The organism is Mesorhizobium sp. M1169 (genome assembly GCF_040318345.1).
In the GTDB taxonomy this organism is placed as follows: domain Bacteria; phylum Pseudomonadota; class Alphaproteobacteria; order Rhizobiales; family Rhizobiaceae; genus Mesorhizobium.
Map to the genome: position 1 here is coordinate 1 of NZ_JAMYME010000083.1, position 9,480 is coordinate 9,480.

A 9,480-nucleotide genomic window follows, 5' to 3' on the forward strand; every position below is an offset into this window, starting at 1 on the left:
CTACGCTCGAAAGGACGACCTTAAGAGCGCAGCTTCGCTACCGGGCCATGCTCCCGCAAGGCGGCCCTCGCCGGAGGCGTACGACCGAAGGGCCATCGCGCAGCGACTTGCCCTTGACAGACACGAGCACGGCGGCATGCTGACAATGGTCGGATGCGGTCAACTGGCGGCCGGCATGATTTCCTTCCTGGTCCAGCGGAACTCTGTGCCGTCGCTCCAGATCCGGTGCATGATCACCGCCAGCCGGCGGGCGAGCGCGACAATGGCCTTCTGTTGGCCGCGCCTTCTGGCGACGTTCATCGCCCAGGCTTTCAGCCAGGACCATTTCTTCACCCGCGTCAGCAGAACCTCCGCGGCCTCGTAGAGCAGCGTGCGCATCATGGCGTCGCCGCATAACGAGATCCGGCCGATGCGACGGCTTTCGCCCGATTCGTGGAGCACCAGCGTCAGGCCCAAAATCGGCCCGACCGCTTTGGAGTTGCGGAAGCGGGCGGGGATGTCGATCGTCGCGGTGTAGGCCAGCGCCACGACGGGGCCGACACCGGGGATCGACATCAGCCGGCGGCAAACCTGGACGATCGCCAGAAGCTTGCGGTGCAGGGCGGCAAAATTCTGACGCAGCTTGCGGCGCGCGTCGAGCAGCGGTTCGACGATCTCGGCCAGATCGGGCATGCCTTCGGTGAGCTCGCGGATCCGCTCCTCAAACTTTGACCGCACCGACCTTGCCAACCTTGCGCCCGAAGTTGCGCAGCAGGCCGCGGATGTCGTTCTCAAAGGCGATCGCCTTTTCCTGCAGCAGCTTGCGTGCGGTCAGCAACGCCCGGCGCTTCTGGGTCGTCAGGGTCTTGACATGCACCGGGCGAAACAGATTGACCCGCATCATCTGCGCGATCCCGCGCGCATCAATGCGATCGGATTTGTTCGGCTGGGCGTTCAGGAATGCCTTGGTGTGCCGGGTCTCGATGCAGATCACCGGCAGGCCTGCGTCGGCTAGGCCGCTGAACAGCCATTGCGACAATGGCCCGGCTTCAAGCCCGACGCGTTCCAGCCGCCAGGCGGAATCCTTGAGCACCCGCGCAAGATCCTCGGGATGGCTCGGCACCTTCATTTCCCGGCAAATCGTGCCGGTTTCGTCGACGATGCAAATGGCGGTCTCTTTCACCGAGACGTCTAATCCTGCATAATGTTTCATGCTGCGCTTCCTCCTTCTGATGCTTGTGGCTGCTTCCACGCAGACCACGTTTTATCATCAGCTCGAAGCGCAGCACCTTCATGGCATCATCGCTAAAAGATGAGGCTCAAGCCGAATACCCCATCTGCGGGACAAGTTCGCGCCGGCGATAGATGTGAAAAGCCGCCGATTTGCCCATCGCTGGCCGGCGTGTGGTCTTAAGGGTGACGGTTCGCCGTTTCTGGTGCGAGCGGTTCTTTGCCGCCGCCGCATTTTTGCCGAACGGTTTGGCGCCGATGTTTTAGCCCCGTTATCGCGGAGAACCGGACGCCGGGCGGCAGGCCTGCCGCAGCCTTTGCCGATCGCCTGATGATGCCGGTGAGCAACGATACGCTGTTGCGTGTCGTGCGCCAGCGGACTGAACAGCCGCGCGATAAGCTCGTCATCATCGGCATCGACGACTTCGCCTTCCGGCGCGGCCAACGATACGGGACGATTGTATGCGATCTTGAGCGCCGCAGGCCAGTGACATTGCTGCCAGATCGTACAGGCGACATCGCAGGCTTGGCTGGCGAACCATCCTTCCATTGTGAATGTCGCTCGCGTTCGGGGCGGCGGACATGGCTAGGCGATCGCTAAGGCCTTGCTTCATGCCGATCAGGTGGCCGACCGCTGGCATCTGATGGAAAACGCCAGCCGCGCTTTCCTTGATCCAGTTAGCAAGGCCATCCGGTTTATCCGAAAGACCGTCGGCAGCACCATCATCGATCCAAAGCTTCTTACCTATGCCGAGCGGCTGCAATATGAAGGATATCTGCGTCGCCAGGAGACCGTACTCCCTTGGAAGGGTGTAGCTCGGCGGTGATGAACCTGCGCACGCTCGTGGCGAAGACCTCCGATCGCCGATCTCTTGCGCGAGATGATCGGCTTTGCCGCCGAGCGTCTGATGGAGCTGGAGGTTGGGGCCGCCACCGGCGCGATGCAGTCCGGGATCGCTATGCGACCGCAGCGAATAAGGACAAGCGCAGGATCTTAGAGGAGTTCATCGCGGTGACAGGGTATCACGAAAATCCGCACTCCGTGTCGAACAGCTCGTCGGAACCAAAAGCGTCGGCAGACTCGACAACGGCCTTCGATCTATGATGAGCTCGAGGGGCCTTGATCGTCGTGCTGAGGGAAGCGTCTGATCGAGTTTGCGGCAAGCGGCTTCTTCGTCGACGTGATGCAGCAGGAGGTGAACCGGGTTTGGGCAGCCTGCCTGGCCGCCGCGGTCACCCGCTCGAGGTTCGGCGGCAAGGCGACCCGGCTCTGTGTCCGGACCTTGGCATCCTCGCGCAGGCTCCCCTCAGGCTGGTCGCTTCCCTCCACTCGCCTCGTTTCCTTCGACGGCTTCACGGGTCCTATGAACCAGTCCGAATCCCGACCTCAGCTCGGACAGCAGCTCTGGCAGCACCTTGCTGCTGTCCCCCGCTGGAGACCAATCCAGCGGACCGGGTCGGGCCTCTCATGTTCCGATGATTACCTTCCATGCGTGATCCGGCCATCGACCCCCGGCGGAGCGGCATCGTCTCGCATAGCGACGATGCTCATGCTGCCTTCGTGAAACGGGAACACACTCGGCCTCCGCGACCATCCACCTTTCGACGCTCATTCCCGCAACTCCATGACTCCTGTCTACACTTCAGACCGACGAAGAGAGGCTGGAGGATAACTTCCGCGATTTCTGCGAACTGGTCCACACCGGACGTTACCGGCCGCAGCGTCGATATTCCCAAAGCCGATAGCGGCAAGCTGCCACTCGGGGTGCCGGCGCTGGAAGACAAGATCGTCTAAGGCGCGGTGTCCGAGGTGTTGAGCGCTCTCTATGAGGCCGACTTCTTCGGGTTCTCCTACGGCTTCCGGCCGGGCGGAGCCCCCACATGGCGCTTGATGCCAAAAGGATAAAGGCTCGGGCTGCTTTTGATGACGAATTTGAATGCACTCAGCTATCTCAGGATTTTCTCATAATTAGAATTTGTATCCATTTTCGTTCCAATAACAAGAACATAATTGACGCGGCGTAAACTTTGCAGCTTACTGCCAAACGAGCAGCAAAAAGAATAAAGGCGGCGAGTTGCCGGTTCGGAAGCCGGCCGGAGTAGCGCCAAAAAAGTGGTCTCTCATGCCACTTCATAAGCCCAGCTTCTTGATTTGAGGGAAGATTAGACATGCATGCAATCAACGAACTCGCTGAGTTCGTAAGCAGTTTCCCGGCTGAGAAGGTTCTCGCGGACGGACAAGAGACGATCTCTGTACTGATTTTGGACCTTCTGGGCGCCGCGGCAGCTGGTATCGATTCACCGCTGGCTAAATCCGCCAGAACGGCTGCGCTCGAATCGTATGGTGAAGGCGAGATCGATATCTGGCTAACGGGTATGCGAACCAGCGTGGTCGGTGCTGCGATGTCAAACAGCGCGGCGGCGAGCGCTCTCGACATCGATGACGGCCACCGGGGAGCAGGTGGCCATCCTGGAGCGGGGATCATCCCCGCAGCCTTGGCTGTCGCGCAGGCGGTAGGTGCTTCCGGACCTGAGGTCATGGGCGCAATCGCATTGGGTTACGAAATTGGGCTTCGGATTGCTAGTTGCCGTCCCGTGCAAACGATCGAAATGTACTCGAGCGGGCGATGGGTAAATTTTGGGGCTGCTGCTGCGGCTTCGCGACTACTCGGCTTGAACGCCGATCAAACAGCCCACGCTCTTGCAATCGCCGGCTGTGAAGGGCCGATTGTCTTTCTCAACGCCGCTTCTAAGTTTGACGGCAGCAGTATCAAGGAAGGCATTCCGCCCGCCGTAGTAGCGGGGATAACAGCCGCTTACCGAGCACAGGCTGGTGCAAAAGGGCCAATTGAGCTTCTAGACGATGCCGACCGGTTTACTCGGAACTCGCTAACAGGAAATCTGGGTTCTTCTTGGGAAGTACAGCAGTGCTATCTCAAGCCGTACGCTTGCTGCCGCTACATACATGGTGCAATTGACGCGATCCTTTCTATGCGGAAAGCGGGTCAACCAATCCTTAAGCTGCGCATCGAAACATTTCCGCATGCGATGCGACTAGCGAACGAGCGTGCGCCTAGCACGTTTGAGGGTGGCCAGTACAGTTTCTATTTCAATTGCGCGATTGCCGCGCTGCATGGACGCGCTGCTTTGCAGCCGGTCCAGCCAGAGCATTTTCGGGATCCGGAGATCCTCGAATTGGCAGCTCGCATTGAGCTGGAGCCATCTCCCGAATTTACTAACGCATTCCCGGCTCTAACCCCGGCACGTGTAATATTGGATCAAGGTGATGGCCCCGAAGAGATGGTTGTCCTGTATCCGCTCGGTGACGTAGCCAATCCGCTCTCAAGCCACCAGATTGTGGAAAAATTCAAGAATATCGCTCGAGGCTCCGTTACTGCCCGGTGGCAGGATGAGATTGTGACAGCCGTTGCTAGTCTTCATAACGCCGGATCCTCTGCCCTATTTGCGTCGCTGAGGCCGCCTGAGACAAGACACTCCGAGCCGGTACGGCGTATTTCAAATTGGGCACTTGCTGTCGAATGATAATCGCGCAGGAAATGGTGAACCGAACTTCGACCAGATCAGGAATTTGACCGGAAGGGTCGTTATTATGCACCGCATCGAAGAATTCTTGGATATGAAGAACGAGGTAACGGAGTGGCGCCGCCACCTCCACCGACACCCGGAACTCAACTACAAACTGTACAACACTGCGAATTTCGTCACTGAAAAGCTCGCCTCGTTTGGCATCAATAATATCGAAACGGGCATAGCAGAGACTGGAATCGTAGCCTTGATCCAAGGCGAGCTGGGAGAAGGTCCTACCATTGGACTGCGAGCAGATATGGATGCTCTCCCGATATCTGAGGCATCAAACAAACCTTGGGCTTCGGAAATGCCGGGTCTTATGCATGGATGCGGCCATGATGGTCATACTGCGATGCTGCTGGGGGCCGCGAAGTACCTGACCGCCACGCGGAATTTCAAAGGGGTGGTAGCCCTTATATTTCAGCCAGCGGAAGAAGATGGCCGCGGCGCCCAGAGGATGGTCCAAGAAGGGATCATGGACCGGTTTGGTATCTCTCAAGTCTTCAGTATGCATAATTGGCCTGGTATGCCAGTAGGGCAGTTCGCTATCTGCGACGGCGCCATCTCATCGGCGCTCGACGAATTCGACATTATTGTAAAAGGAAAAGGTGGGCACGCCGCCAAGCCACACCTGACCAACGATCCCATCGTCATCGCAGCTCAAATCATCATAGGGCTGCAAGCATTGGTGTCCCGCAAGACTGACTCGCAGGAGTCGCTAGTGATTTCGGTCACCAAGCTCAATGCCGGGACAGCGTACAACGTCATTCCGGAGTCCGTGCAGATTTCAGGAACCGTTCGCACCCTCAAATCAGGTTTGCGCGACTTTGCGGAGAAGCACATCAGGTCCTGCGCCGAAGGCATCGCGTCGGGCTTTGATGCCCACGTTGAGTATACGCACCGCCGGCTTGAGCCGCTCATGTTCAACCACACGAAAGGCACGACTTTCGCCATATCTGCCGCTCGAGGTCTGGTTGGGCACGATGCAGTAAATTCGAACGCGAGACCGTCGATGGGATCAGAAGACTTTGCCTACATGCTTGAAGCGCGACCGGGAGCTTACATACGGCTTGGAAACGGCTCGACAGCATACGTGCACGATCCGGCCTATGATTTCAATGACGAAGCGTTGCCGTATGGCATCGGCTACTGGGTCAACTTGGTTGAAACAATTCTGAGCTCGTAGATGGAACAAATTCGAACCGGCTCAGAATGTCGGTACGACGGAGTGCCGGAGAGACGAGACTAAAACCAAACCTAGCAAGGGGAACTTACCATGAATAGACTCACTACGACGATCACAGCAGCCTCAATGGCTATCGCGTCGGTCGCGTTCGGCGCTTCGGCCCATGCCGGGGAGTTGCTTGACCGCGTCCTCACCACGAAAACGCTCAAGGTTGCAGTAGGCACTGATTGGGGGCCAATATCTTCCCTAAATGCGAAGCACGAACTAGAGGGCTATGACATCGACGTCGCCAAAGGTATTGCGAACTACCTCGGTGTTAAAGCTGAATTTATAACGCCGGGTTGGGACCTAATCGTGGCCGGCAATTGGGCAGATCGCTGGGACATTGGCATGGGCCAAATGACCCCCACAACAGAACGTGCCAAGAAGCTCGACTTTTCAGAAAATTATTACTATGGCACTGTGGTAGTTGCCGTTCCTACGAATAGTAAAACGAAAGAATTTTCAGATCTCAACGGCAAAATCGTTGGGGTGACTACAAATACACTCGAAGCACAGTATCTCCATCAAACCCTCGCGCCAAACTGGATCGGTGCGAAGCCGATCGAGTTCAAGTTCAAAGTCGGCGAGGTTAAGGAGTACGAGTCGGCCAATGTTGCCCTTGCCGATCTGCGCTTAGGTGATGGCATCCGTTTGAACGCGGTCGTATCGGACGAAACAGGCATGGAAAGGGCGATCAAATCGGGATATCCGATCAAGGTGCTCGGCGCTCTCTTCTCCGCGCCCGGTGCTATCTCAATAATGAAGGGCGATAGTGAATTTCTTGATAAGATCAATGCTGCGATCAAAAGCATGAAGGATGACGGCACGCTCTCGAAGATTGCAATTAAATGGTACGGAACTGACACCTCCGTGGAGAAGTAGCTTCGCGAAACGTTTTGCGGCTCGGTCACTCCGAGCCGCAAAGTTGGAGGACATTTCATGCTTTACCAGGACACAGTTGAATCGGAAGTGCTTGTCCACAAGCCTTGGTTTATAGCGTCGGCTTTTGCCATTGTACTCGCGGTTTTTCTCATGTTCAACCTTGCGGGCACTACCTTCGGCGAGATGATGAGGCCAGTCATCGGCGATCCCGCACAGAGCGGCTTTTTTGGTCGTGTTGCAATCGCTTTTGTAGTTGCAGTCATATTCTGCGTCAATATCGTGCTGATCGGATTTGCTCCGCTGAAGGCGCAGATTGGCATTGTCTGGGTCGAAATGCTGCTGCTGTGCCTTGCATTTTTTATGATATTCAAATTGAGCATGCCATTTATCTGGGATAATCTGCCATACTTGATCACGCAGGGCGTGGTGACCACGATCTATATTTCTGCCGTTTCCCTTGTTTGCGCATCACTCATCGCGATGATTGCTGCTATTGCTAAACTTTCAGGCAATGGCTTCGCCTATGCCATCGCGAGCTTTTACACTTCGTTCTTCCGCGGCCTGCCCCTTCTCCTACAGGTTTACTTGATTTACCTTGGGCTGCCGCAACTAGGTATTGTGATCAGTGCCGTTCCTTCAGGCATATTGGCATTGTCGCTTTGCTACGGCGCCTATATGGCGGAGGTCTTCCGTGCGGGTATCCAGAGCATCGACCGCGGTCAATGGGAAGCGTCACGATCCATCGGTTTCGGCTTCGGTCTTACCATGCGCAGGATCATCCTGCCGCAGGCGCTTCCCGTAGTCATTCCCCCGACCGGAAACATGTTCATCGGGATGTTGAAGGACAGTTCGCTCGTCTCGGTTCTCGGCGTGTGGGAGCTAACGTTCGTTTCTCGCACAATCGGCCAGCCGAGCTTCCGTTACATGGAGATGCTGATAACAGCCGCAATGATTTACTGGATCATGTCTGCCTGCCTCGAAGTAATTCAATCAAAGCTTGAGCGCTACTACGCAAGGAGTAAAGCGCGATGACCGCTAGCAAAATAACTCACTTGAAAGGCCTTGATGGAGGCGATCCCTCTCAAGCTGTTGGTATCGTGCTGCGCGTACCACTTTCATCCCAGGAGTCAGCCAGTCGGAGGCAGGTGCCAATGAGTGCGGGCAAAATTATCGAAGCGACGAACGTCTCCAAATGGTACGGCACCTTCAGAGCACTGACTGATGTCAATCTAACCGTCCGCAAAGGCGAACGCATAGTTATCTGTGGTCCCTCGGGATCCGGGAAGTCGACGTTGATCCGCTGCTTCAACCGGCTTGAAGCGCATCAGGAGGGCGAGATCACCGTCAACGGGATCAGATTGCATAACAAAATGCGCAACGTAACTGAAGTTCGGAAGAACGTCGGAATGGTGTTCCAGCACTTCAACCTCTTCCCCCATATGACCGTTCTGATGAACTGTATGGCCGGTCCAATGTGGGTCAAAGGCGTGCCCGAAGCTGAAGCCAAGGCGACAGCGGTGAAGTTCTTGGAGCGGGTGCGTATTCCCGAACAGGCGAGCAAATTCCCGGTTCAGCTGTCCGGCGGACAGCAGCAACGTGTTGCGATTGCCCGCTCTCTGTGCATGGAACCTGCGGTTATGCTGTTCGACGAACCCACCTCGGCCCTTGATCCGGAAATGGTCTCCGAAGTGCTGGAAACCATGACCAGCCTCGCACGCGACGGCATGACAATGGTTTGTGTGACCCACGAGATGGGATTTGCACGAGCCGTGGCCGATCGAGTGATTTTCATGGACGCGGGGCGGATCATTGAAGAGGCTCCGCCAATTGAGTTCTTTACCAACCCGCGGCATGACAGAACGAAGTTCTTCCTGAGCCAGATCCTTTCTCACTAGAGCTTCGTCTTCGACAGCGGCCACTCTGCGATAAGACCGACCTTAAGGACTGCTACGCCGGTCCGAACCGCGGAGCGTAAGTGCTACCGCGACGAGATCGAGCAATTCGTACCTTTGACGACTTTCTGAAGCAAAACGAAAACAGCTTGGCGCAAAACGCTATCGAACAGCACAAGGAGAATTACTCATGCCAGCATTTACTACAGAGGAATACCGCGAGCGCACACGTCGACTACGGCAGCAGATGGCCGCGCGGGGCATTGACACACTGCTCGTCCTGAACGAGTCAAATATGAACTATTTAACCGGTTACGAGGGGTATTCCGATTACGTTCCGCAGCTAGCTCTCGTGAATCAAGATGAAGAAGATCCCTGGCTAATCTTGCGCGAAATCGATACCTTTTGCGCGACACCAACTTCGTATCTCCCGGAATCACGAGTACTAAGTTATCAGGAACATTTCATCGGTTCGAGCGAGCGCACGCCATGGCAGCCGATTGCCGACCTGGTCAAGGCGCGTTGGAAATCCAATCGCATCGGCATCGAGATGGGCGCGAAAATGCTTGGTATAAAAGGTCATGCCGCGCTTTCCAGTCACTTGGATCTCTCAAACGCTATCGATGCCGATGGCATGGTTGTTACGCTGCAACGAGTGAAGTCGCCGGCGGAACTCGCCTA

Annotated in this window: 6 protein-coding genes and 2 pseudogenes; 7 read left to right on the forward strand and 1 reads right to left on the reverse strand. The window is 56.3% G+C overall.

Annotation, left to right across the window (positions count from 1 at the left end; all coding sequences use genetic code 11):
* Positions 1 to 159: 159 nt before the first annotated feature.
* A pseudogene (locus NKH41_RS33380) lies at positions 160 to 1,192 on the reverse strand (IS110 family RNA-guided transposase).
* Positions 1,193 to 1,350: 158 nt separating this feature from the next.
* On the opposite strand from NKH41_RS33380, the pseudogene NKH41_RS33385 reads away from it, so the two are divergent.
* The 7 genes and pseudogenes from NKH41_RS33385 to NKH41_RS33420 all read left to right on the forward strand — a co-directional run.
* Positions 1,351 to 2,000: pseudogene (locus tag NKH41_RS33385) on the forward strand (ISL3 family transposase); the annotation flags it as partial.
* A gap of 1,378 nt (positions 2,001 to 3,378) precedes the next feature.
* Positions 3,379 to 4,752, forward strand: a complete 1,374-nt coding sequence (locus NKH41_RS33395) for an MmgE/PrpD family protein (RefSeq protein WP_352935866.1) — start codon at positions 3,379 to 3,381, stop codon at positions 4,750 to 4,752.
* 67 nt (positions 4,753 to 4,819) lie between these two features.
* Positions 4,820 to 5,983 carry a M20 aminoacylase family protein gene (locus tag NKH41_RS33400; protein ID WP_352935869.1) on the forward strand — a complete coding sequence of 388 codons (1,164 nt, stop codon included), beginning with the start codon at positions 4,820 to 4,822 and terminating at the stop codon, positions 5,981 to 5,983.
* A gap of 90 nt (positions 5,984 to 6,073) precedes the next feature.
* Positions 6,074 to 6,907: a transporter substrate-binding domain-containing protein gene (locus tag NKH41_RS33405; protein ID WP_352935871.1), complete on the forward strand. Its 834-nt coding sequence runs from the start codon at positions 6,074 to 6,076 to the stop codon at positions 6,905 to 6,907.
* Between the two features lie 57 nt (positions 6,908 to 6,964).
* A complete protein-coding gene (locus NKH41_RS33410; protein WP_352935872.1) occupies positions 6,965 to 7,939 on the forward strand; it encodes an amino acid ABC transporter permease in 975 nt (324 codons plus the stop codon).
* A 119-nt stretch (positions 7,940 to 8,058) separates the two neighbouring features.
* Positions 8,059 to 8,802: an amino acid ABC transporter ATP-binding protein gene (locus tag NKH41_RS33415; RefSeq protein WP_352935878.1), complete on the forward strand. Its 744-nt coding sequence runs from the start codon at positions 8,059 to 8,061 to the stop codon at positions 8,800 to 8,802.
* Positions 8,803 to 8,989: 187 nt separating this feature from the next.
* On the forward strand, positions 8,990 to 9,480 hold a 491-nt coding region (locus NKH41_RS33420; RefSeq protein WP_352935875.1), incomplete at its 3' end, for an aminopeptidase P family N-terminal domain-containing protein.

Bases quoted from the DNA above. Each gene is read 5' to 3' on its own strand.
- NKH41_RS33415 (WP_352935878.1), top strand. From the start codon at position 8,059: ATGAGTGCGGGCAAAATTATCGAAGCGACGAACGTCTCCAAATGGTAC.
- NKH41_RS33400 (WP_352935869.1), top strand. From the start codon at position 4,820: ATGCACCGCATCGAAGAATTCTTGGATATGAAGAACGAGGTAACGGAG.
- NKH41_RS33410 (WP_352935872.1), top strand. From the start codon at position 6,965: ATGCTTTACCAGGACACAGTTGAATCGGAAGTGCTTGTCCACAAGCCT.
- NKH41_RS33405 (WP_352935871.1), top strand. From the start codon at position 6,074: ATGAATAGACTCACTACGACGATCACAGCAGCCTCAATGGCTATCGCG.
- NKH41_RS33395 (WP_352935866.1), top strand. From the start codon at position 3,379: ATGCATGCAATCAACGAACTCGCTGAGTTCGTAAGCAGTTTCCCGGCT.